22 protein-coding genes are annotated in these 24,117 nt (G+C 45.5%); 16 read left to right on the top strand and 6 right to left on the bottom strand.

The genetic code is table 11. The features are described from left to right. The first annotated feature begins 12 nt into the window (after positions 1-12). Positions 13-345: a hypothetical protein gene (locus NSS66_RS21230; protein WP_013308359.1), complete on the top strand. Its 333-nt coding sequence runs from the start codon at positions 13-15 to the stop codon at positions 343-345. A gap of 51 nt (positions 346-396) precedes the next feature. On the opposite strand, the gene NSS66_RS21225 is transcribed toward NSS66_RS21230, so the two are convergent. Beyond that, on the bottom strand, positions 397-942 hold the full coding sequence (locus tag NSS66_RS21225; RefSeq protein ID WP_071559460.1) for a GNAT family N-acetyltransferase: 546 nt from the start codon (positions 940-942) through the stop codon (positions 397-399). A gap of 190 nt (positions 943-1,132) precedes the next feature. Continuing rightward, on the bottom strand, positions 1,133-1,705 hold the full coding sequence (locus tag NSS66_RS21220; RefSeq protein ID WP_258297471.1) for a hypothetical protein: 573 nt from the start codon (positions 1,703-1,705) through the stop codon (positions 1,133-1,135). Positions 1,706-1,918: 213 nt separating this feature from the next. Between NSS66_RS21220 and NSS66_RS21215 the strand changes: the two genes are divergently transcribed. The 6 genes from NSS66_RS21215 to NSS66_RS21190 all read left to right on the top strand — a co-directional run bounded on the left by NSS66_RS21215 (position 1,919) and on the right by NSS66_RS21190 (position 6,660). Continuing rightward, entirely contained in the window at positions 1,919-2,332 is a 414-nt protein-coding gene (locus NSS66_RS21215) for a GntR family transcriptional regulator (RefSeq protein WP_258297472.1), read from the top strand. Next, entirely contained in the window at positions 2,329-3,042 is a 714-nt protein-coding gene (locus NSS66_RS21210; protein ID WP_023986611.1) for an ABC transporter ATP-binding protein, read from the top strand. The genes NSS66_RS21215 and NSS66_RS21210 overlap by 4 nt, the downstream gene beginning before the upstream one ends. After that, the gene (locus tag NSS66_RS21205; protein WP_023986612.1) at positions 3,039-3,806 is read left to right on the top strand and encodes an ABC-2 transporter permease; all 768 of its coding nucleotides are present in this window, start codon (positions 3,039-3,041) and stop codon (positions 3,804-3,806) included. Before NSS66_RS21210 ends, NSS66_RS21205 begins: the two co-directional genes overlap by 4 nt. 40 nt (positions 3,807-3,846) lie before the next feature. Then, positions 3,847-4,332: a CcdC protein domain-containing protein gene (locus tag NSS66_RS21200; protein WP_279835023.1), complete on the top strand. Its 486-nt coding sequence runs from the start codon at positions 3,847-3,849 to the stop codon at positions 4,330-4,332. 335 nt (positions 4,333-4,667) lie between these two features. Next, on the top strand, positions 4,668-5,888 hold the full coding sequence (locus NSS66_RS21195) for a stalk domain-containing protein (protein ID WP_264454279.1): 1,221 nt from the start codon (positions 4,668-4,670) through the stop codon (positions 5,886-5,888). A gap of 94 nt (positions 5,889-5,982) precedes the next feature. Beyond that, positions 5,983-6,660 carry a hypothetical protein gene (locus NSS66_RS21190; protein ID WP_340959708.1) on the top strand — a complete coding sequence of 226 codons (678 nt, stop codon included), beginning with the start codon at positions 5,983-5,985 and terminating at the stop codon, positions 6,658-6,660. 93 nt (positions 6,661-6,753) lie between these two features. On the opposite strand, the gene NSS66_RS21185 is transcribed toward NSS66_RS21190, so the two are convergent. From NSS66_RS21185 to NSS66_RS21175, 3 genes are all read right to left on the bottom strand, one after another. Next, positions 6,754-7,758, bottom strand: coding sequence for a LacI family DNA-binding transcriptional regulator (locus NSS66_RS21185; RefSeq protein WP_340959706.1), 1,005 nt, complete (start codon positions 7,756-7,758; stop codon positions 6,754-6,756). A 162-nt stretch (positions 7,759-7,920) separates the two neighbouring features. Continuing rightward, positions 7,921-11,361: a GH36-type glycosyl hydrolase domain-containing protein gene (locus NSS66_RS21180; protein ID WP_340959790.1), complete on the bottom strand. Its 3,441-nt coding sequence runs from the start codon at positions 11,359-11,361 to the stop codon at positions 7,921-7,923. A gap of 25 nt (positions 11,362-11,386) precedes the next feature. Further along, positions 11,387-13,549: a glycoside hydrolase family 3 N-terminal domain-containing protein gene (locus NSS66_RS21175; protein ID WP_340959789.1), complete on the bottom strand. Its 2,163-nt coding sequence runs from the start codon at positions 13,547-13,549 to the stop codon at positions 11,387-11,389. A gap of 602 nt (positions 13,550-14,151) precedes the next feature. On the opposite strand from NSS66_RS21175, the gene NSS66_RS21170 reads away from it, so the two are divergent. The 3 genes from NSS66_RS21170 to NSS66_RS21160 are packed head-to-tail and all read left to right on the top strand — an operon-like array spanning position 14,152 to position 17,199. After that, positions 14,152-15,405, top strand: coding sequence for a sugar ABC transporter substrate-binding protein (locus NSS66_RS21170; RefSeq protein ID WP_160789038.1), 1,254 nt, complete (start codon positions 14,152-14,154; stop codon positions 15,403-15,405). Positions 15,406-15,441: 36 nt separating this feature from the next. Then, positions 15,442-16,326, top strand: coding sequence for a carbohydrate ABC transporter permease (locus tag NSS66_RS21165; RefSeq protein ID WP_023986621.1), 885 nt, complete (start codon positions 15,442-15,444; stop codon positions 16,324-16,326). Positions 16,327-16,344: 18 nt separating this feature from the next. Then, positions 16,345-17,199, top strand: coding sequence for a carbohydrate ABC transporter permease (locus NSS66_RS21160; protein WP_023986622.1), 855 nt, complete (start codon positions 16,345-16,347; stop codon positions 17,197-17,199). A gap of 96 nt (positions 17,200-17,295) precedes the next feature. On the opposite strand, the gene NSS66_RS21155 is transcribed toward NSS66_RS21160, so the two are convergent. Next, a complete protein-coding gene (locus NSS66_RS21155) occupies positions 17,296-17,871 on the bottom strand; it encodes an RNA polymerase sigma factor (RefSeq protein WP_256026514.1) in 576 nt (191 codons plus the stop codon). Positions 17,872-18,100: 229 nt separating this feature from the next. Here NSS66_RS21155 and NSS66_RS21150 point away from each other — a divergent pair, with 229 nt between their 5' ends. The 6 genes from NSS66_RS21150 to NSS66_RS21125 all read left to right on the top strand — a co-directional run bounded on the left by NSS66_RS21150 (position 18,101) and on the right by NSS66_RS21125 (position 23,990). Further along, positions 18,101-19,843 (top strand): ABC transporter ATP-binding protein, encoded by a 1,743-nt coding sequence (locus tag NSS66_RS21150; protein ID WP_338533128.1) that lies wholly within the window; start codon positions 18,101-18,103, stop codon positions 19,841-19,843. A gap of 104 nt (positions 19,844-19,947) precedes the next feature. Next, a complete protein-coding gene (locus NSS66_RS21145; RefSeq protein WP_071559456.1) occupies positions 19,948-20,133 on the top strand; it encodes a CLI_3235 family bacteriocin precursor in 186 nt (61 codons plus the stop codon). 71 nt (positions 20,134-20,204) lie between these two features. Beyond that, positions 20,205-21,659: a Cys-rich peptide radical SAM maturase CcpM gene (gene ccpM / locus NSS66_RS21140; RefSeq protein WP_226887854.1), complete on the top strand. Its 1,455-nt coding sequence runs from the start codon at positions 20,205-20,207 to the stop codon at positions 21,657-21,659. 11 nt (positions 21,660-21,670) lie between these two features. After that, positions 21,671-22,795, top strand: a complete 1,125-nt coding sequence (locus NSS66_RS21135; protein ID WP_023986626.1) for a TIGR04066 family peptide maturation system protein — start codon at positions 21,671-21,673, stop codon at positions 22,793-22,795. Positions 22,796-22,808: 13 nt separating this feature from the next. Beyond that, positions 22,809-23,084: a peptide maturation system acyl carrier-related protein gene (locus tag NSS66_RS21130; RefSeq protein ID WP_023986627.1), complete on the top strand. Its 276-nt coding sequence runs from the start codon at positions 22,809-22,811 to the stop codon at positions 23,082-23,084. A gap of 123 nt (positions 23,085-23,207) precedes the next feature. Further along, positions 23,208-23,990 carry a muscle M-line assembly protein unc-89 Uncoordinated protein 89 gene (locus NSS66_RS21125; RefSeq protein WP_340959705.1) on the top strand — a complete coding sequence of 261 codons (783 nt, stop codon included), beginning with the start codon at positions 23,208-23,210 and terminating at the stop codon, positions 23,988-23,990. Positions 23,991-24,117: the final 127 nt, after the last annotated feature.

Raw genomic sequence — 24,117 nt, 5'->3', positions numbered from 1 at the left:
GAGAGTGGAACAATGACACCATCAAAAACATTAAAATGGATTACAGGCGGATTGGAGCTGTTTTTAGCTATTCCCGTTTTGGGCGGGCTGCTCGTCGTAAATTCCGCGTATACTATATTGTTCTTTATGCTGATTTTCCACATTGTTACGTTGGTGCTATCGGTGACGAATAGAGAGTCTTATTATGGATCTATTTTAGGGATCGTGACCTCGGTTATTGGATGGATTCCGATTGTGGGCTGGTTGATGCATTTGATCTCAGGCATATTTTTGATGATTACCGCAGCCCAGCAGCCGCGTGATCAGTATCGTAATCGCAATCCTTATGATGATTATCGCTACTAGGGGATGTGTGGCGATACAAAGATGAAAGATCCTGTTGAACAGGGTCTTTTTTTATTTATGAAATCTCCCCATGATTATGGTGTTGTAGTATTTGCCATCTGAAAGAACCTTATCGTTTTTTAATAACCCTTCGATCTCAAATCCATGTTTTTTATAGAGCTCAATGGCTTTATCATTCGTTTCCAAAACTTGTAGAGTTATTTTCTTGATGCCATTGGAGTCAGCCCAAGAAATAGATTTTTTTAAAAGATTCGTCCCGATCCCATAACCCCAAAAATCCTTTAGTACGCATACGCCAAATTCAACTTTATGAGAGAATCTGCTCAGAACATGGCCCTCACATCTTGAAAAGCCGACGATTTTATCATGAACTACCGCAACTAAAAATAGGTTTCTGTTATTCTCTGTATCTGATTCAATGAGCTGTTCAAAACCGGATGTACTTATAAACGCTTCTCCCTTCTCTCTGTCTAAATTTTCAGTCTCTCCATCAATTAGCAAACGGATTTCAGACAAATTCTTCGCATCTTGAATCATGGCAGATCTGATCGTATAGCTCATTCCTCGTATATCAAATTCCTGTTTATTTATTTTCATTACATTCTCCTTATTATGAATTTTAGTGAAAAATGACCTCTGGATCATGTTAGTCTACCACATATTATCTTGTTTACATGACAAATAAGCCTGTCTCCTTATGTTGTATCGCAGCAGGGGACAGGCTTATTGATTTCTCTATCCGTACAGGGAAGCCGGATAGAGATTTATTATACATGGGTGGCTTTAGCTATTTCTGCTTAGCAGAGGCTTTAGCTGCATTGGTTTTAGCAGGAGCCTTGGCTGCATCTCCTTGGGCAGGAGCTTTACCTGCATCCGCTTTACCGCCATCTACTGGTGGTTTGGAGGGTTTTACGCCATTCACCATATCTGTCATCATTTTTTTTAGATTAGAGACACGTTGGTTATATTCAGTTGCTGTAATCTTGCCGTTTTGTTTTTCCGTAGCCAGTTTCGCTTTCATATCTGAAACCATCACATCAATAACGGAATTTACGCTCACGCCTTGTGCTTTGGCGATCGTAGCAAGGGATTTACCTGCTTTCAACTGTGTATCCAACTGACTGGAGGACAATTTCAATAATTTCAGGAGAGCTTTGTTCTCAGCATAGTTTCCTCCTGCGATTTTAGGGCCGTTAGCATCGCCGGGGTTACCCTTAGGTGTCTGTGCTTTGTCTGCGATGGGAGCCTTCTCAGGTGTAGTTGAAGCAGCATGGGCTGCGCTTGTGGAGTACAGTGCCCCGCCTCCTAAAAATGCCAAGGCCATCGTTCCGGCCAAAATTGCTTTCTTGGTGCTCTTCATCTTCATTTTCCACCTTTCGGTTATGGTTTGTTTGGTACGTGATACATCATAAGGGATCAACTTGAATGCTATCTGAGTGCAAGCTGAGCTTTTACTGAATGAAATTTGGAGAGCGAGACTAACATTTTAGTAAGATGGTACTTGTATTACGTGTATTAAGTGATATAATACACTACAGGCACAATAGATGCAGCCGATTAGGGGGAAACACCCATGGAAGAACAACGGGTTGGCTCGTTCCGATTTTTAATTGACTTCAGCCAGCCATTATATGAACAAATATTAAATCAAGTACGAAGCTCCATTGCTAAAGGGGAGATCGAAATGGGAAGTAAAATGCCATCTGTTCGTGATCTGGCGCAGGAATTACGCATGAATCCAAATACTGTGATGCGGGCGTATCAGGAGCTGGAGCGGGACGGATTGACTGAGAAGCGGCGCGGGTTAGGCACTTATGTTACTTCGTCCAGTGAACGGATTGCCAGCTTTAGGGAACAATTGGCCATAACATATATAGAGCAGTTTCTCGGACAGATGAGCAGCCTGGGGTTATCGTGGGAAGATGTACAGCAGTATATAAGAAGCAAACAGGACGGAAATGACGAGGGAGGAGGCGAAGGGGCATGACGGAATCTATTGTGGTTGCGAGTCATCTGACGAAGCAATATGAAAGTAAAAAAGCGCTGGACCACTTGGATGTCGTCATTCCGGCGGGACGCATTGTAGGGGTGCTTGGACCCAATGGCTGTGGGAAGTCCAGCTTTTTTCGAGCAATCACCGGATTAATTCGGCCAGATGGGGGCGAGCTTCAGGTGTTGGGGCAAAAGCCGGGTTGGGAAACCAATCGTGGTATATCCTACCTGCCTGACCGGGCTCGCTGGTACCCCAATCATACGGTGCAGCAGACACTGGAGTGGGGGGAATCCTTTTTGCCTGGCTTCAATATAAAAGATGCTTATAAACTTGCTGATCATATGGACGTGGAGTTGGAGTTGAAAATGGCCGGGTTGAGTCGCGGACAGGAGGCACGTGTGCTACTGATTTTATGTCTGGCGCGTGAGGTTCCGCTCATGATCCTGGATGAACCGTTTGCGGGCATTGATGTCCTCTCCAGAGAGGCGATTGTGGCTGGGATTATTGATTATTTGGAGGGTCGCCAGCAGTCTATACTCATTAGCACGCATGATATTCAGGAAGTGGAAGGCTTGTTTGACTACACGGTCATGATGGACCGCGGACGGGTTATATGGTCTGGTGATTCGGACGATCTGCGTGCAGAGCATGGCTCGCTGAATCAGGTGTTCCGCAATTTGTACAAAAAGGAGTGGAAGGCGTGAATTCATCAGGGCTGTTCAAAGATTTGATACGCCATGAATTTCGAAATAAAGGAAGCTGGAGAAAGCAGAGCCGCAATCGACTACCGAGATCGTGGAGACTTGTGTATTTCTCATTATTTCTAATTGCGGCGTTCGTTATTTCCTTGTATTTCGCACTTCATAACCAACTCGAATTGACAAGGCTGTGGTATGTCACCCTGGGTTTGCCGTACATGATCATTTTCATGGGTGTGGGAAGTCTGAGAAGAGAATGGGAGAATGACACCTACGGATGGTGGCTGACTCTGCCCTATCCGCGTATGTGGCTGATTAGCGCCAAATGGATTGCTGCTATTTTACAAGCCGTGGTCGTGACCTTGTCCCTGTTTGTGGTAGGTTCTCTGTACGCGCTGTTCATCTCATCCACCATCCAGCCTTATACGTTTGCGGATGCAGCGTCCTTTATTATAGCTGGATTGAACTGGTTTGTGATGATTATCGCCTTCACACCGTTGGTTATTGCGCTGGGTCTGCTGACGGCCAGTACCAAATACAGCACCTTGCGGCCGATTAGCCCGATACTCTGGATTCTTTTGATGGGTGGCGGGAGTGTCTTTTATTGGTCAGGCGATCAGGGGCTTTATGAGCAGTTTGATCATGTTCAAACAGGACAATGGTTTTCTTTTACCTGGCATTTCCCGATTGCGGTGTTGATCAGTTGGGTTGCTGCATATGTATTAATCCGCTTGAGCGCTTATCTATTGGAGAAAAAACTGTCGATTTAGGCTAGCATATCTATAGGATATATGAGGAAGGAGTTTCACCATGACGACGATATTTATATATGCATTGTTGGCTGTTTTGGTGGGGCTGATGATCTGGTTGAGAACCAAAAGACGAGGGGGGCCGGTAAAAGGAAACGGAATCCGGCTTCTGCTCCCCTTGTTTATCGCATTCCCGCTTATGATGATGTCTGTGTACCAATTAATGCATATTCCCGGTCAAACGTATGCGCCCCCCGCCTTTTGGGAACTGCTGGTTGCCGGGCTATTAGGGGCTCTGTTTGGCTATGTTATTTTGCTGCATACGGCGTATGAAAGACGGGATGACGGTCTTATTTATCCCAAGCCGAACCAATATTTTAAATATATTATTATCGCTATTATCTTGATTCGCGTTGTTTTGACCCAGTACCTCAGTAGTCTGGGTACGTCTGAAGTTAGTATGCTGGCGATTACGATGGCGCTGGTGTATATCTCAATCTGGCGAATCGGGAGCTTTATCAAGTTTCGGAGAACGTTATCCGTATAACAATAGCAATGGGGTTAACAGCGGCTTACTATTCAAAAAGCGTTTATTCGCTTGGTGATAGGAGCCGCTTTTTTTGAGTTTCGGCAATTAGCAAGTTATCACACATTGTTATTGCTCCCCATATCCTTTATTCTAAGGCTTGTGGCTTGCATTGTAGCAGTACAATTATAAATTTTTGAAAGGAGGGTTATTGAGGTTTCAAAAGATTTAAATGGGGTTTAAAGTTAGATAGGCGGGGAAAAGTTGCTTTTTGCGATTAGGTGTAACTATATAAGTTACATAAAAGAAAATTGTCTTCCATATTTTATTTTATAGGTTGAGAGGGGTTCACATTCATGAAAAAACATACGGTTACTGCTGCACTCGCTGGTTTGCTTGTTCTGTCTTCTGCTGTACCGGCTTTAGCAGCCGAGGTAAAACCTACTACGGGTATTCAGGTTTGGGTAGATGGCAAGAAGGAGGCTTACAAAATTGCTCCTATCGTGAGAAATAAGCAGGTCTTAATTCCCTTGAGACAATTGGCCTCCAGTTTGGGAATTCCAATGGATGCCAAGCATATTACGTTCAATACGGCGCGACAAAGCACGACTATCCGATATGATCAGGCGACGGTTGTACTGGTGTCAGGCAGTCCGGAAGCGCAAATCAACGGGATTAAGGTACCGCTATCCACCTCGACCCTATTGACCAAACAAGGGGTAACTTATGTACCGGTTGATGTCGTCAAAGAAGCATGGGGCAAGCAAGTGATTTGGGACCCGGCCAGCCAAACGGTGCAAATCGGGGTGAGTAATAAGGATAAGGTCGTTGAAATCGTGAAAAGCTTTGAAACCGGAGATACGAAAGCGGCCGAGACCTGGATCAGCAAAGATCAGTACATTCAGCACAATCTGAGCTTTGCCAGCGGAAGAGATGCCTTGCTGCAAGGGATTAGCCAGTCGAAGGGAGCCAATGTACAGGTTGAAATCCAACGTGTAATTCAGGATGGCAATTATGTAGCGGTTCATTATAAAGAGTCCATTGCAGGAAAAACGAGCATTGTTTTTGATATTTTCCGCTTCGATAGCAATGGTAAAATTGTTGAGCATTGGGACAATATTCAGGACTCGGCTCCAGCTAATCCAAGCGGACGTACAATGATTGACGGAACAACACAGATAACAGATCGCAACCAAACCGAGACGAACAAAACGTTAATCCGCAAGTTTGTGGATGATATCCTGGTTGGCAAGAACCGCGCCGCACTGGAAAGCTACTATAACGGTGATCATTACATCCAGCATAATCCTCTTTTTGGTGACGGTGTATCCAATTTGAAGCAAGCATTTTCCGCAGCGGGAAGCCAAGGAGCTTCTTTTGGATATGGTCAGGTTCACATGGTTATTGGAGAAGGCAACTTCGTGCTGGTTGTGAGTGAATTGACATCATCTAAGGGAACTTCAGCCGCTGTCTATGATCTGTTCCGGGTAGAGAACGGTAAGGTAGCAGAACATTGGGACGTAGTTCAGGAGGTTCCAGCTAAAACAGAGTGGAAAAATACAAACGGCAAGTTTTAAGAAAAAGTGCGTTTGGGGTATGGCCTGATTGCACGCTTTCCCAACCGTCCTGTTCCTGTTAAAATGATGCAAACATATAACAGGGGGTTGAACGATGGAAGGCTTGAAGCAACGTGTGGGCTGCCTGCATGCACATCACTCGAACATAGCCTATGTGGAACGAGCTTTTGCTTCTTATGAGGTGGAGCTGATACATTTTGTGGACCCTGGGCTTATGCGCCGGATCTCGTCAGACCCGCATTTTTCTGCGGACGATGCCAGTCGCAAGGTAGAAGAGCAACTAAGCTGGATTGCCCAAAGCGACATAGACGTTATTTTGATAACGTGCACGAATTATATCGTTTTGGCAGAAAAGGCTCAATTGACCATGTCTACACCAGTAATTGCGCTGGATGAGCCCTTTTTTCATGAGATATGCGATGATTTGCTGCCACGGACCTTGGTATTCACGAATCCGGCTACTGTAGAGGGAACGATGAAGCGTCTTTATCATACGGCTGCTCTGTTAGGCAAACCAGATATCTCTTCTTGGATAGAGGTTAAGGTGGTGGAGGACGCTTTTCAACTGATTATGCAGGGACGTGAAGACGAGTATAAGGAATTGCTGGTCCGTTCGCTGTATGAGCTGAGGAAGGCTGATCCAAGCAGAGGTCTGGCTGTAGCACAGTTGTCTATGGTTGATGCTGCGTTACAGGTGGAGCTGGAGACGGGGGAAACGATTGGCAATCCCTTACGGTCGTTGACGAATTTAATTGAGGATTTGTTAGGTTAAAAAAGTATAACCAAAAGAACTTCCAACCCGTGTTCTGGGACTATGGAAGTTCTTTTTTTGAGGCTGGCAAGCAGGTTACTTCTGCGTTGTTCATCACAGATTCTGTTGATCTTGGGTGATGAATGCTGCGCCTGCCGATTCTCTTTGGACAAGCGTAACGTATAAACGTTCATGCTCCACGTCTTCCCCGACAATGATTTTGAGAACTTGTTCGGCAGCTACAGCGCCCCATTTACGTTTGGAATAGTCAATCGTTGTCAGACGAGGCTGAATATATTGCGCCAGCTCGATATTATCAAAGCCGACGATATGAATATCCTTGCCAATTGTCAGTTCTGATTGAGCCATTCGATTGTAAAAGCCCACTGCCATTTCATCATTGAGACAAAATACGGCTACAGGTTCCGAACCCGGGCCATCTTGTTGCCGCAAAATGATTTCAGCCGCCTGTTCGCCACCCGATTTCTCAAAATCGCCGTCAATTTCGATCATTTCAGCGACGCCGCTACGCTCAATGGTCTGCTTGACCGCCTGCATCCGTTGCCATGAATCGTAAGAACCTTCTGGTCCGGTAACCACATATAGCTTACGGTGTCCCAATTCCAATAAATGTTCGATTGCGAGAGCGGCGCCCGCTTTGTTATCCAGCAGCACCTGGTTAATGTTAGGATGATTCAGTTCACGGTCCAACACGACAATTTTATGTCCTCGCTCGGCGTAGTTCAGTAGCTCCTGACTATCAAACGTCTGATCCAGCACAATGGCGCCGTCGATCATGCGTTCCGGCAGCATTCGGTGAGATTGCTTACCGCTGCATACGATGAGATCATAGCCCTTGCGGTTTAAAATTTCCTTGATGCCATACAGTAAATCTCCATAAACGTCTCCACGAAAATCAGTCAGGAAAACGCCAATAATTTTGGTCTGCCTTTTCTTGAGATTACGTGCGGCGGCATTGGGCACATAGTTAAGCTCTTTGGCAATCGCTAAAATACGTGCGCAAGTTTCTTCTGTTACCTTATCGCTACCATTCAAGGCATATGAAACGGTAGATATGGAAACGCCCGCCTGTTTGGCGATATCTTTAATGCTGACCACATCGTCACCTCCTTGTCGTCCGTCTTATAATTGCTATTGTATATTCATTATTAACCACATATCTATTCCAAATGTCGTAGTCCTACACATAAGCAGCAAAGGGCGATCCCGCAAGATCGCCATCCCTTTGTTGCCTATACCAGATTTAGCATCAAAAACTCTTTATAAAATAATCTCCAGACGGTGTACACCGTCATGTTCTGCTAAGGCCTGCTCGAAAATCTCACGTTTGATGCGCAAGGCACCAGAGCGGTAGCGATTATCATCGGCTGGCACGCTTTCCAGTGGTGTCCCGTTCAATACTGCACGGCCTTGCTCACTACCAGTACGCTCTTGCAGCATGCGGTAGACGAAGGTAATTGGTTTTCCTGCAAAGGAAAATTCAAATTCCAATCCGTCGAGATGATCCGGCAGCACAGGGTCCAGGATCAGGTCTTCGCCCGATTGACGAATACCAAGGACATTCGATATGAGCTGATTCATGTAGATTCCCGGACCGCTGGAATAGATTCTCCAGCCGCCTTTGACGGGTATGGCTCCTTCACGCAGTTCACCAAACCGTTCCTGGGCTTCATAGCGGGTGTTAAATTTACCGTCCGAGCTACTGAAATAGGCGTTGCTTTGGCGCCATTCGGCATTCGGTACGGACGCACGGATGCCGACCGGATTGATGAGCTTCAAGCTGTGCCAAGCGTCATCCTTGCGTCCCAACTTGGCCATCGCTTCCGCAAAGCGGATATGGGCATGCACATATTGCAGCCCGACCTCACGTCCAAAGTTGGCCGCTTGCTCTGCACGCTTGAAGTGCGAGCTCACACCGCCATCATACTGTGCAGGGCGGTTCATCAGACGCACACCATCCGGGCAGAGGAACTGCTCACGGATGAGCTGCTCATGAGCCAATGCTTGTTCAGGCGTGAGCAGCTGGCTGATCATGCTGCGTGTCATTGGCAGCAACCGATAATGGATTCCTGTCTCGGTGTCAGACGGATGGAGCATCAGCTTAGGTTGGCCGGGCTCTTCCATATACACGAAGCCCGGAATAATTCCGCTCTCCAGCATGTAGCGGTTAAAGTCTTTACGGATGCCATTAGCCATTTGATGTAGATCTTGTGCAATCTTGTCGGCTTCGCTTACTACACCCGCGGGGGCCTGCTCCAAAGCAGCAGCAAAGTTACTAATAACTTGGTAGGTGAGTGCAACCGTCCAGCTGCTCGCCATGTATTGCTTCAGCTGAGCATTGGCTGGCTGGAGGGTATCATCCCAATCGCCGTCGCCATAGGCCGACAAATACGTATCATGAAGGAAATTCTCCCGAATATATTCGATTTCCTTCAGGGCATGTTCCATGAGAGTCGCGGTCTGCTTGGTATAATCGAAAGTATGCCGATGGGTGTAAGGTACATTTTCTCCCAGAATACTGTAATCACGGGTAGCGGTCAAATAGTCGCCCAGTACCTTGAGCGGCCAGACGATAATATCCCCATGGCTTTCTTCTTGCTGCACGTGAGTATAGTTGTCAAACATAAACCATTGCGGCCAGTTTCCGCTGTCCTCGTACTGATGGCTGAAAACAGTCAGCAGAATGGAACGAACCTCGTCGAACTTTTGCGTAGCTGAGAAATATTCCACAGGCCCCTGACACACATCACGTGTTCCCCAGGCTGCACCGCCGTATTGCTCCAGACCGTGAGGCACAGAGTAGTGAACGAGCATATTGTGGGTGTACCACCAAGCCACTGCGTTCACACGGAATAGCTCACTCGTTTCATGTTGACCCAGCGACAGATGGAAACCGTTCATAAGCTCGGCAAAATATTCCCGATAGCGCTCGCGCTCATCTTCAAAGGAAGCGTGACGCTCTTTGTGCGCTGATTCTTGCCCGGCTGAAAGCCCATTCAGCCAACCCTGCACGGTGCAGGTCCATTCGCTGCTGTCACCCAGCTCCAGCACGACTAGGGACGCATCAGCGGAAGCTGTACCCTGTAGCAGTACGTGAGCGTCGCTCACCTGCTGTAATGGAGCGCCCTCGACGTGCATTCGGTACAGCAGGTCTGGATAGGCTTCGGCACTCAGGGAAGCAGAGTCTGCCCGGAAGAGCAGGGCGTCACCTTCATGTTCCATATGAAACGGAAGCTCATATTCGTTCACATGCATAGACATTTGCTGAGTGATGAGGAACGGATAGGTTTTGCCGCTTGCCACACGCATATGAAGCCGTACTTCTGGGCTATCAGCATTCGTATGGTTTGTAATAATGAATGTATCGTCAGCCGTTTTGTAGTACCAGCGCACATAATTAAAGCCAATCTCGAACAGGGAAGGCATCGTGAGCAGGCGGTATTTCCCTTGGATTCCGACATAGATACGCTGACCGGATGTCTTGGGAATATTGAGCGCATTACGCGCGTTGGTGATCATTTTGTTGAAGTTTGTATTGCCGATCACGAGCTGGGAATTGAACACCCCGTACATATAGGAGGTGGTTGTAATGGTTTCTTCCTTGCCTCCTGAGTAATGCCCGCCCATTAAAATGTGCCCATGGGGACGCTCTACACGAAGCTCTTTGGATTTGAGTACGACATGCTCATAGCTGTCCGTGAAAAAGGAAAGTAGTTCATCGCCATCCCGTTCTTCTTCCTGCCGTTTCGGGAAAAGTTGATTCACTTCGGCAGCGGTTAAGTCCAGCGTGCGCAGCGGCTCACCGATGGTTTGAGCTGGAGCCACACGCCCTGCCTGAAGATCACTTGCCGCGTGTGCCGGTATACTGGTCTCGGAAGCGTCCGCTAGAACGGTAGCTACTTCGTCACGTGCCTTTGTCACCAGCTCCTGATACTCCAGCTTTGTCACTGCGGCTGGATGATTGGGCTGGAACAGACCGTAAAAAGTAAAGCGAGCTTCCCCGGCAAGTTTCACCTGCTCAGATTGCAACGCGGTATAGGCGAATTCGTATTGGTACACTTCATTGGCGAGCGAGTCACGATGGAGTGCTTCCGGCTCATTCGTTTCTTTGTACGAAAGTCCAAAGAACTGAAATCCGTCAGTCGAGTAACCAACAGTGCGGGTTAACGAGCCTTGTTGAATGTATGGGAAAGCCTGACTTTGAGGCTGGTTTTGACGTGAGCAAACGGTGTAGCCTCTTTGTTCATCATGGTAGACGGTGTGGTCAATATATTGAGACAAATAAGCTTCATTACTGCGCACAGCGGCGGTATCGGCAATGCCAATATCCTGACCGTACACGACATCTGCTTCCACGTCATCGCCCTGTAGGGTTACATCCCAGAACCATACTCCCAGGCGGCTTAGCGTGAAGGTCACCTGATAGCCTACACCAGCGGTGAAACCTTCCCAAATAATCTGCTGATCCGTTTGTCGGATGACTCCCGGTGAGCGAACTCCAAGCAGGGGAGTGATACTTACACCGGACGGACGGTACAATCTCAAGTACAGATTGTTCAAGGAACCGTCGACTGAATTGGTCAACAGTTGGTTGATCATCGTTGAGCCGTGAGCGATCTTATACACATCACCGCTGCTCAAGAAGGTAAAAGACAGGTCGCCGGCTCGTAGCAAAATATTTTGATCCAGACTTGTATTCATCAAAGGGAACGCCTCACTTTCCTGTTTATTTCACTAACCGAAAACGGCTTTCACTAGTATCTCGGCTGTTAGGTCCTGTAAAGACGGCAAATTCACCGCTGTCACTACTGAAGCTCAAATCTGCATGATGATAGCGCAGCTGAGGCTCGGTCAATGCAAATTCCACTTCCCGGCTTTCGCCTGGGGCAAGAAGGACTTTGCAGAAATCTTTCAGTTCTTTCATTGGACGAACCGTATCACCGCTGATATCACGAACATAGAACTGGACGGTTTCCTCGACCGGACGTGTTCCTGTGTTCGTTACCTGCACTTTAACGGTCAGTTCCTGACCGGGTATAAGGGTATCGCCGGAAAGCTGTACGCTGTCATAGGCTACATCGGTGTAGCTCAGTCCATAGCCGAACGGGAATAAAGGTTCGTTTGGTACGTCTAGATATTGGGACACGTAGCGTTCTTTTGTATTCGGATCTAACTGCGGGCGTCCCGTATTAAAATGATTGTAGTACACGGGCACCTGTCCGACCGATTGCGGGAATGACATGGTCAGGCGACCCGTAGGTTCGGCATCACCGTACAACAAATCGGCAATCGCCGCGCCGCCTTCACCACCAGGGAACCAGGCTTCCAATACGGCGTCTGCTTCTTCAATGACACCGTGCAGATCCAACGGACGACCATTAAATAATACGGCTACCATAGGCTTGTTCAGCGTCTTCAGGCGCTTCACCAGTTCCAACTGGGCTTGTGGCAGGCGAATATTGGAACGGCTGCCTGCTTCACCACTCATATCGGAGCGCTCACCAAGCGCCAACACGATAACCTCTGCTTGGCTGGCTGCTTGCAGAGCTTCCGCATATTGCTCCTCAGTTATATCGTCGATAGAGCAACCTGTCGCAATCGTGAGCAGCGAGGAGGATATTTTCGATTGGAATCCGTCGACAACGCGAATAGCTTCCTCCTGCGAACCACTCCACGACCAAGAGCCCAGGATATCACCGCTCTCTGCAAAAGGTCCGATCAACGCAATATGCTGATTGCGATTCAATGGAAGAACGGAATCATTTTTGAGCAACACGCAAGATTTAATAGCTAATTCTTTGGCAACCGTACGGTGAGCTTCGCAGAACACAACTTCACGTTCACGCTCAGGGTCTGCGCCGCGTAGCGGATTTTCGAACAAGCCCAGCTTTTGCTTGAGCTTCAATATACGCATCACGGCTTCATCAATGAGCGCTTCATCCAGTTGTCCGCTGCGAACCAGCTCAGGCAGATGCCCGTTATAGCAGGAGGTCATCATTTCAATATCTACGCCAGCCAGCAGTGCTTTCTTCGCTGCCTCGCGCTCATCCTCGGCGATGCCGTGAGGGATAAGCTCCTTGATGGCGGCCCAATCCGAGATGAGCACACCATCAAAGCCCCATTCATCACGAAGCAAATCACGCATCAGGCGCTTATTGCCCGTTGCGGCTACGCCTTCTACGGTATTGAAGGACGTCATCACCATTTCGCAGCCTTCATCTAAAGCAGCTTTGTAGGAGGGGAGATAATACTCTCGCAGCTGCCAGGCGGATACATCTACAGTGTTGTAATCCCGTCCGCCTTCGCCAGCTCCATATGCGGCAAAATGCTTCACGCATGCGGCCACCCGGTCGGTATCGTTCGTCAGATCTTTACCCTGAAACCCGCGCACAAACGCACGAGCAAATTCGCTGTTGAGGTAAGGGTCTTCCCCTGTAGATTCCATCACACGGCCCCAGCGCGGGTCACGCACCAGATCGACCATAGGAGCGAATGTGACGTGAACACCGGATACAGCCGCCTCGCGGGCTGCAATGGTAGCGCTCTCTTCTGCAAGTTGCATATCCCATGAGCAACCAATGGCCAGCGGGATAGGGAAAATCGTTTTGAAGCCGTGTACAATATCTGCCATAATTAAAAGCGGAATACCCAGACGATTTTTACTCAAATGAGCCTGCTGAACACGAATCGCTTCCTTGGCCCCTGCGATACCAAGCACGGAACCGACGTTATGGACATTTTCCTCTGTGATGCCGAGAGAAGCCATGGGGCCAGTAATTTGACTATCCGTTCCAGCTTCTTCAAAGAAGGCACCCACAAGCTGTAGCAGTTGATCGACTTTTTCTTCAAGCGTCATGTTTTCTAAATAGGACTTCAGGTGTTGTTCCATCATAATCCTCCATAAGCTGTATTGTTGGTGGACAGCTCTTTTTTTTCAGATTCATGAGATTTTTTGGATAAAATTGATTCAAAAAAGTGCTGAACAGGCTAATAGCTAGTATAAAAGCATAATATTCTGTCGTATTATTAATCGAAACGTTTCTATTGTTGAACTCAGTTGGATTATATACGCTTTCAAATGGAGAGTCAAATCCAATTCAGGGGGTTTTTATAGGCTAAATAACGTAATAAAGATGATATAAACGAAAAAAAGTGGGGATTCTGAGCGAATAAAATATAATATTCCTATTGAATACGGTTTCAATTTGTTCTATAATGACTATCGAAACGTTTCTATTGACGGGTATGGTCCTTGTGCTTTGAACATAAGTGTTATAGCGGTATGCTTTAATCGCTATGTATTTACATGCATCAGGATTTTGCAAGATTCGATTCCAGTCGCTCCAAAATGCAATATATAGATGAACGAGACCATTTCGTTCTATATATTGTTCATTGGAAGTCGCTAATTGTATTTTCGCAAAATCCTCGTATTTGAATCCGTTATCATATTGCATGATCGGTAAACCGATCATCTCGGGAGGAATTCGTATGATGAAAAGAACGTTGGGGATCATTTTGGCAAGCACCTTATTACTGGGGGGCGCGCTGGTAGGTTGTTCGTCCAAGGATGATTCGTCCGGTAAAGATGCGAACGGCAAGACGACCATCACCTTATGGGGCATGGGAGCGGAAGGAAAGCTGTTGCCTGAAATTGTGAAAGATTTTGAGAAAGAAAATCCAGATATTCACGTCGATGTACAGGCGTTACCTTGGGATAACGCTCACGATAAATTGCTAACGGCTGTTGCCTCGAAGTCTGGTCCGGATGTGGTCCAATTGGGCACGTCATGGGTACCGGAGCTTGCAGCTGCGGGCGCATTGACGGACATCACACCTTATGTCAGCAAGTATCCTGAACTGGAATCGAAGAATTTCTTCGAGGGTGCTGTAGGTACGACAAAATTTGAAGGGAAACCGGTCGGTGTGCCTTGGTACACTGAAACGAGAGTTTTGTTCTATCGTTCCGACCTACTGAAACAAGTCGGATATAATGAAGCACCTAAAACGTGGGAAGAGCTTTCCGATGCTGCCCAAAAGCTGGCGGCTCGGGGCAAAGGCAAATATGGTATCTCCTTTAGTGCAAAGGAGCAGTCTATGGGCTTTATGTTTGCTCTCCAGAACGGTTCCAAACTGGTTGACGAGCAGGGCAATCCGCTGTTCAACCAACCACCGTTTGTAGATGCTGTGAAGTATTTGAATACCTTTTTCCAAAATGGCTCTAACGCAGTGGATATTGGAATTGATTCTGTTCAAGGTTTGCAAGGTGATGGTATCGTTCCAATGTTTATCAGTGGTCCTTTTATGATTAAAGAAATCAAGAGCAAGGCACCAGAACTGGAAGGTAAGTGGAATATAGCGGAGCTTCCTGGCAAAGTAAACAACCTGTCCGTTTTGGGTGGAGCGAACCTTTCAATTATGCAATTCAGCAAGCACCCAGAGGAGTCGGCCAAATTCATGGCTTACATGAGCAAACCAGAAACGCAGCTAAAATGGATGGAACTGTCCAGTAACTTGCCTGCGGCTACTAAATCGTGGGAAGACGCCAAGCTTAAGAGTGATCCGATGCTTCAAACTATTCGTAAACAGCTGGACCATTCCGCAGCATTGCCGCAACTGGCAGCATGGGAAGAGGTTTCTCAACAATTCATCAAGAGCTTTGAGCGTGTTTACCGTGGTCAAGCGGACGTACAGAAGGAAATGGATGACTTTAATCAGCAGGCTGCAAGTATTATGAAAAAATAATGATCCATATCCGCCATTGTCAAAGGGAGTGAAGGCATGAAAGGAAGCTCGCAGAAGCTTGCGCCATACTTGTTTATCGGTCCCTCCATCATCCTGTTAACGCTGTTTTCGTTGTTGCCGATACTACTGGCGCTCGTGATCAGCTTCACGGATATGGATCTGTCCGGACTCGTTAATTATGAAAGTATTCGCTTTATAGGATTGGAAAATTACACGAACGTGCTTTTGGACCCTTCCTTTATAAAGTCCCTTGGTAATACGCTGTTCTTCGTCATCATCGGTGTTCCGTTGGTGCTGATATTTTCACTTAGCATCGCGATTCTGATTAACATGGGTAAATCACGTGCTTTTAAAGTATTCCGCGTCGTGTTCTATCTACCGTCCGTAACGAATGTGGTTGCGGTCGCAGTCGTTTGGAGCTATCTATATAATCCGACGCTTGGATTATTCAACTATGTACTTGGTTTAATGAATTTAGGTCCCGTCCCATGGCTGACCGATCCAACAGTAGCGAAGGTTTCGTTGATTGTGTTGGCAGTTTGGCGGGGCATCGGCTTAAACATGATTATTTTTATTGCGGCTATTAAAGGGATTCCGGGTTCTTATTATGAAGCGGCTCAGCTTGACGGTGCCAATACATGGCAGCAAATTCGTTATATTACGCTTCCGCAGCTTCGTTACGCTATTTTCTTCGTGTCCATCACGACGATGATTGGCTGGCTGCAATTTTTCGAGGAACCGTTTGTCATGACTAAAGGGAAACCGCTCGATGGCACGCTGACAGCATCCCTGTTCATTTACAATAACGGCTTCCAATTTAGTAAATTCGGGTATGCCGCGGCGGGATCGTTCATTCTGTTCTTCGCGATCATCGCGGTGACGCTGATTCAGTTCCGTTTGCAAAATAAAGCGGAGTCCTGATAGAGAGAGGTGATGAACGTGAAAACAGCTGTTCAGCAAGCCCGCGCCAATACGCGCAGTGGTGAAAAAACATTTCAATGGTTCGTGGCGATTCTCCTGACCGTGGGAGGTCTGTTGATGGTGCTGCCTTTTGCGTGGATGATATTATCCTCCTTTAAGACAGAGGGTGAGGTAACCAAAATTCCTCCGACCATCTGGCCGCAGCATTTTACACTGGATAATTTTAAATTACTATTCGATAGCATGGCTTTTGGAACCTATCTGACGAATACGCTGATCATTGTTTTAGCTTCCTTCTTCGGATTATTCCTGAATGCCATGGCGGGTTATGGCTTTGCCAAATTCCAATTTAAAGGCAAAGGGTTTCTGTTCTACCTGGTACTGGCAACGATGATGATTCCAGGTCAAGTGACGATGATTCCCGTCTATTTGATCCTGAACCAGATGGGATTGACCAATTCCATGCTAGGGATTGTCCTTCCTGGATTGGTAGGTGCGTTCGCGATCTTCCTGTTCCGGCAGTTCATGTCCGATATCCCGGAAGAACTGCTGGAGGCGACACGTCTTGATGGAGCAGGGGAGTTCCGTACTTTTCTGCAAATCGTATTGCCTATCTCGACACCAATTCTGGCAGTACAGGCCATTTTAACCTTTATCGGTGGATGGAATAGCTTCCTGTGGCCGCTCATTATTGCGAACGATGAGAAGCTGTACACCTTGTCCGTCGGGCTGTCACTGCTCAAGGGGCAGAACGAAAGTCAATTTGCTCTTCAAATGGCAGGCTCGACCTTCATGGTCGTTCCGATCATGATTATCTTCATTGTTTTCCAAAAGTATATTATTGAGAACTACACGATTTCGGGGATTAAGTAATAGTGTAGTATGAATACAAGTCATAGTCACAAGAACGAACAGCGAAGCTTCTCTTTGGGAGAGGGGCTCCGCTGTTTTTGCTGTACATAGATATATTTATATATGAGTTAGACAATATTGATGGGACAATGTACGAAGTTTTCTTTTCAGTCTATAGATTCGAGTCGTTGTAGCCGTAACCGAAATATTATATTTGGTAGCGAGCAAGGGCACAGCCAGTTGTCGACAAAAGTAGTCTTCATAGAGTGTATATTCATTGTTGGAAAGCTGCATTAGAATATTAACGATAACCGTATCCACATCTCCCAATCTACGATTTTCCCACTCCTCCTCTACCGAATTTGAAAAACTACAGATTTTCTCACATTCAAGCGTAGTTTCATGCTTTTTTTGTGTATAGTAGCACCTAAATGATTTATATATAAGATTTTTAGCCGTAAGGTACAGCCAACCCTTTACATTGGGGTGATGTTTGAGCTTGAGCAATTGCTGTCTTGCCGCTACAAAAGTATCTTGTGTACATTCTTCTGCCATAAATGTAAAGCAAGACTGATTCTTGATTAAATGCATACAGAAACGATATACCTCACTCAGATAAAGTTCACAAATTTTTCTGTAAAAGCATCTGGAACTACCTCTGCACTGATCCTCTTTGCAACAGTCGATAACCATCGTAGTCGGCATTTGTTCAAGCCCCCTTTGGACGGATAAAAAAATAAATGATTTTTGTATGTGCCAATCATATACATTAATTCCAATTTTCAAGAATGACATAAATCATATTTAATCTCGTAAATGTGGAATTACTAGAACAGTTAAAAGATATTTTAGGGTGATTTTGATTCTGATACGGAATTAGTTAATAGGGGGAGAGGGTGCACCTGGTGAAAGGGGGGGAAGGATGAAAGAATCCATAGTATATAAACGTTTGGCAGCAACATTTAGACCTTATCTGAAGACGGTCACTATCATTTTGATATGTCTCATCCTATCAGCGGGCTTGAATATATTATTGCCTTTAACAAGCAAGATTATTGTGGATCAAGGTCTCCTGAAAGGGAATATGCAGGCTGTAATCCTGTACACTTCTGCTGCGTTTTTAATCGTTTGCTTGGATAAGCTGCTGAATGTGTGTAAAGAAACCTTTCGGGCAGGCTTAAGCGCACAGGTTACCTTTTCATTATTTGAAAAGGCGTATCTGCATCTGACAAGAGTACGAATGAGTTATTTTAACCGAACCAATGAAGCGGAGCTGCTGAACCAAATTGGCACGGATGTAGGCAATGTATCGAGGATCACAGATAGTGGAGTATTTTTTGTCATTATGCAGGCGTTCAGCATGATTGGTGGTTTATGTGGTTTGCTGCTCATTAACTGGAAAATGACTGTAATCGTGCTGTGCTTTTTACCCATCAAATATGTTGTGGTGAAGTATTTTGTGAAGCGTAGAAAAAAACTGGTGGGGGATTTAATTGAAGGCAGTAGTGATTTTGCCCAGTGGTTTGGGGAATCTGTCGGGGGCATGAAGGAACAGCGAATGTTTGGTCTTATTCCACATAAGCATCAGCAGTTCTCATCCAAGCAGCGTCGAATTGTAGAATCAGAACGGAAATTATCACTTCTGGACGCCTGGAATATCGCTTCGGAATCTATTCTAATTCAGCTTCTAATGATGCTTTTGTACGTTGTGGGTGCTAATCTTATCTTTCGTTTACAGCTTACTGTAGGTGGGATTTTTGCCTTTGTTTCTTACAGTGCTTATGTTACCACTCCTGTATTCGCTATTTTAAACATTGGCTATATGCTGGCTGAAGTCGTTCCCTCCGCCATTCGATATTATCAGTTCTTGGATTGGGCAGAGGAAGAAACATCTAATTCATTCACTCCAGCGTCTTTACTAACTGAGCCGCCATTCGAAGATCACATTGCATTTCATAATGTTTCTTTTTCCTATACCAAGGACGAACCCGTACTGCCCCACGTGAGCTTTAGGATTGCCCGAGGGGAAAAAGTAGCTATCATTGGAGCAAATGGGGCAGGGAAGTCTACGTTGCTGGATCTGATTATGAGATTCAGCCAGCCTGATCAAGGGATAATCACTTATGACGGCATTGACATTCAAAGCTATGAAATAGATGAGTATCGAAGTCAAATAGCTTTGGTCAGTCAGCAGGTGTATTTATTTGATACTACTATTTTTGGCAATATCCGCATAGGCACAGAAGTCACTAATGATGCAATAGAGGCCATTATCGCGGAGGTTGGTCTGGAAGAATTGGTTCGGAACTCGGCAGATGACTTCCCCATAGGCTCGAATGGCTCCAGATTGTCGGGTGGGCAAAGACAGAAAATTGCTATGGCCCGGGCATTGATCAGGGAAGCGCCCTTGTTTATTCTCGATGAGGTGACCTCCAATCTAGACACAGCAGCTAGGCTAAATGTTCAGCAATTGTTGAAGACCCGGTTGCGTGACAAGACCGTAATCATCGTTACACATCGCAGCGAGATATTAGCGCATGTCGATAGAGTTATTTTGTTGGAGAACGGCGAACCAGCCCAAATAGGATCACACTCCCATTTTATGACCTGTCATGCAGAATACAGAGGATGGGTATTAGGGGAAGAAGAGGTCTCCATAAAATGATGAAAAAAACAAACGCTTTCATAGTGTGATTTAACACCATGTACGGAATTAGTATAGGTGAACACCTTTTTAAATCATATCATGAATGGGAGGAGTAGTTTAACATGCGTAAGCTTGTGAAAAGAAGCACGAATGTAGGCGACACGATTGAGGCATTTGGCTGTGGTTGTTCCTGTTATTGTCCTTGCTCCTGTTATTGCGCAGGCAGTTTGACTCGAAGCTCCAATACTCAGCGTGAAAGTGACGGTTCTTATCGCAGAGATAACGGAACTGGAATTGGTAATTATTAAGCTTGTATCTGTATGGAGGAGCCTGGGCATTCCAGGCTTCTGTCCACATCAAAACAGAGTAGGTGTGAATCATGAACATGTGCCAACCCTTTATATACACATTTCAGACGAGACTCCACCATTATGCATATGATGTAAATACCAACTTGATCTTGCGGATTAAAGAGGAGGCCTACCATTTTCTGAATTCGCATTCCAGCTTCGACCTGGATCAGATGGAGGCTACACCGGAATTGCAGCACTATATCCGTGACTTGTTGGATAACGGATTTTTATCTTCACAGCGTCCGCAGATTATGAATCATCCCAAGACAAAGCACCTGGAGCATATGCTTCAGCATCAGCTGAAGACCCTCACCTTACAGGTAACTCAAAATTGCAATCTTAGATGCTCTTACTGCGTTTATTCAGGAGGATATGACAATCGAGGTCATACCAGTCTGATGATGGATTTTGAGACAGCGCGCAAGTGTATTGATTTTGTCATTGATAGGTCAGTAGACAGTGACCGTTTGGATTTTGGTTTTTATGGGGGAGAGCCGCTTATTAATTTTCCGTTGGTCAAGAAGTGTGTGGAATATATCAAGGAGCAGGTAGCGTATAGAGATGTAGGCTTTCATTTGACGACCAATGGTACGCTGCTTAATGACGATATTTTGGCCTTTCTGGATGAACATCGTTTTGTGCTTACGATCAGTCTGGACGGAGATCAAGAGAATCATGACAGAAACAGACGATTTGCTGTTAACGGGCGGGGTACCTTCGATACGATTATTGCGAATGTGGATAAAATTAAGAGAAATTACCCGGACCTCTTTGAATGGATTAATTTTAATGTGGTGCTGGATACCCGTAATGATTTTGGATGTATCAATGATTTTTATACGAATTATGAAACCTTCGAAAGTCTGTACAGTGTACGGTCGTCCTACATTAACGATGCTTATGTGAAGGATGAAATTTTGTACAGAAATGAATTTATTGAGCAGAGAGGCTATGAGGTAGTTAAAATGATGCTTTCCAAGTTTGGAAGAGTAGATGAAAATCATGTCTCCAAGCTGATTAAGGACTATTATATTCAGATGTATTTCCGAATGTTTCATTATAGAAAGCCTTCTGCGGGAATGCCGATAGAAGCGCATCATGGTGGACCCTGTGTGCCTGGTGTACAGCGATTGTTTGCGGATGTGCATGGAAATCTCTATCCATGTGAACGGGTCAGTGAGCAGTCGGAGGTGGTGCAGATTGGAAAGGTGGACACAGGCTTTGAAGTGGATAAAATCAGCCAGATTTTGAATGTAGGGACAATCACGGAGGATGCATGTAAAAACTGTTGGAATTTCCGTTTTTGTACGCTGTGTGTTGCTGTAGCAGATGATTTGCATACCTTGTCCAAAGAAAAGAAGCTAAGTCATTGTTCGGTAGTCAAAAATGATATTAGGCATACCTTACTTGATTATTGCATGATGAATGAGCTGGGCTATGATTTCTCCGAGGATACGATTCTCGATTTTGAAAAAGCATGAGGGGTGTCTCCATGACCAATAAATTAATCATTTTTCCGTTTGATTATGAAACGATAGCCCTGGTTAGGAACTTGAATCTATTAGGAAGTTATGAGGAAGTTGTACTTATTTCTTTTCAAGGGTCGGGTATGATCGGGAAAGATGCCTGTGTAACGGACAAGGGGGAAGTGACAGGCTTCATAGTGAAGCCAGAGTCTTGTTTGGAGCAAGAAATGGAGCGTTGTGATGCCATATTACTGGTGAAATCCAATTTCAAGCTGGATGTAGCTGAGGTGTATCTTCCCGTGATCAAGAAGGCTGGACAACTTGGCAAAAAAGTCATGTGTAATTTCACTTTGCCAGACTCATGTATGGAATTCATCGAACCCTGTGAGGAGCAAGATGACAAGCTGATTTTAAAAAATACATTTGATGTACGCACGAAAGATATTTTACCGCCTGACCCGGGCTCTGTTATTCATGATTTTTTTACACCGGTTCTGTTTGTATTAGGGCTGAACGAGCGAACGCATAAGCTTAATTTGCAGCTTAACCTTCGGCAGAAGCTTGAAGCACAAGGATATCGGGTGTCGCAAATCACATCTAATGGATGCGGGGAGCTGATTGGTGCACATTCTTTTCCACAGTTTATGTTTGAGAGCGGTATGACGGAAACCCAGAAGATTATCATGTTTAATCGGTATTTGAAAAAAATAGAGCAGAGCGAAAAGCCTGATCTAATACTCGTGGGCATTCCAGGTGGGATTGTTCCCTTTAACAATACGTTCACGAATTATTTTGGAGTAACCTCATTTTTGGTATCCCGCGCTGTTAGAGCGGATGGCCTAATCTGTTGTCTTCACTATGATGAATACAATATAAAATATTTGGAGCATGTGAAACAGTACATGGAAAACCGTTTTTCCTCTTCATTATTAGGATATGCCATATGTAACAATGTATTCGACAGTTACTCTTCTTCCACAGTCAATATGCAATATGCATCTGTTGATCATCGTTTCGTGGAAGAGAAAAAGCAGGAGTTTTCCAATTATTCCGTGCCTGTACTCCATCTGTCCAACGATGAAGATATGAATAGGCTGACGAAGGATATTTTACATTATTTTTCGGTTGATCATCACGTAGTTCAGTTGTAATGGAGGGAAGAACATGAACTTTACTCAGGATGTAACGGGAACAGGAATGAAACTGGAAAATATATTTTGGAAGCTTTTTAAAATAAAAGCGGGTGAGATAAATAAAGAGGCTACATTACTGGGTCCTGATATGGGGTTGTTCCCCAGAGATCTGGTATATCTATTATTTGAAGTGGAAAAAAGCTTTGCTATCCTAATTCCGGAAGAGCGTATAGTGGGAGGGGGGTTGCTTACATATAACAGCTTGTATGAGACGATAAAGGACTGCTTAACAGTGGAAAAGGAATGAAGGATTTGTGAAAATGATGATAAAACATACAAAAACATACAAAAAAATCCGATATACCTCTAGAATCACTTATTTCAGGATTTTTGAAAAATCCTCATTTAGAAGAGAATTGGAGGTTTTAGGATGAATGTATCATTTACATCATCTCACCAATCGCCGTTCCGCACCGCAGATAACAACCGACTTGAACTACGGCATTCCCTTTCCGCTCAGGCTGAAAGGAAGGGTATAGGCAAGCCACAAAACAAGGTTATTCAACAATTGACAGAGCAAAAGCAAAGTTTGATGGAGAGGCGTTCGGACTATTTAAGTAATGCTCTCAAGCGTGGTCTCGGTCCGGAAGCTGTAAAAGCTGAAATGGAAGAGATAGATAAGCAGATTCAGCAAATTGACGAGAACATTCAAAAGCAGTCACTGGAAGAGCAAAAAAAGGCTTTAGGCATGGATGAGGAAAGTAAAAAAGAAGCTCAGAAAGGCAAAAAGGAAGAATATACGCCTAAGACTGCTGAGGAGCAGCAGCAAAGATTGATCACCTATACAATGCATAGTATTGTATCTGCAAACAATGAGTTGAAGAGTGCCAAAATAGCCAAAACGGCACAAATTACATTGGGAAGCGAGGCTAAGGGGTGGGAAAACGCTAACCCTGCAAAATCAGCGGCTTTGCGTGAAAAGGCAGAAGGACTTAATGGAGAAATCATGGAAATCGCTGCGAATATTAATGAGCGTATCAGCGAAGCAGTGAATAACGAACCGATGATTACAGATCGGGTTGAACCTAAGGATGAGCAGGAGGCGAATGCAGAGGCTGGCAGGGTGTGGACTGAACAAGAACTCAATGCCTATCTGGACTCGGCTAAAGACGGGGAGAAGACTGCAGGCACGAAGGTAAATATTGCAGTCTGATCCGGCTATCATGTACATGGTTCGCTAAATTAGGAGGGTGCTTTTAGACGAACGCTATCGTTCGCAGAGGCACCCTCTGTTTACTCTAATGGAACGAGCAGAGCCGTGAGATTCATTTCGCGATCCG

Source organism: Paenibacillus sp. FSL R10-2748 (genome assembly GCF_038005565.1).
Lineage (GTDB): Bacteria > Bacillota > Bacilli > Paenibacillales > Paenibacillaceae > Paenibacillus > Paenibacillus polymyxa_B.
The sequence above is the reverse complement of the archived record's forward strand: the minus strand, read 5'-3'. Positions and strand labels throughout refer to the sequence as shown.